Source organism: Gordonia sp. i37 (assembly GCF_002043085.1).
Lineage (GTDB): Bacteria > Actinomycetota > Actinomycetes > Mycobacteriales > Mycobacteriaceae > Gordonia > Gordonia polyisoprenivorans.
The window spans coordinates 1-337 of sequence record NZ_MVPX01000676.1; the positions used below are offsets into that span (position 1 = coordinate 1).

General features: G+C 64.4%; 1 pseudogene. It reads left to right on the forward strand.

Features of this window, described 5'->3' with window-relative positions:
- Window positions 1-80: 80 nt before the first annotated feature.
- Window positions 81-337, forward strand: a pseudogene (locus B1964_RS29545) (HNH endonuclease); the annotation flags it as partial.

The window sequence follows — 337 nt, forward strand, 5'->3', positions numbered from 1 at the left end:
GCGATCGTCGGACCGGTTTTGTCGGTACCCCTTCGTACACTTGTTCTCATCACGTCCGATCGTGGGAGGGGAGGTTTCGGGTGTCGACGACGTTGACGTTCACTGATCCGGATGCCGACGCTGCCGCGATCGCCGCAATGTCGCGCGATGAGCTCACCGAGACCGGTCCGGACCTGCTACGCGAGTCCCGCAAATACGAAGCCCGGACGGTGCTTGCTGCCGCCGCGTTGGCGGATCGGGTGTATCGGGAGCGTTTGGCGGGCCAGTCCGAGGTCGAGGTGTGGGGCTCGGTGATCGAGCACGCCGACAAACTCGCACGCGCCGAAGTGTCTCTGCA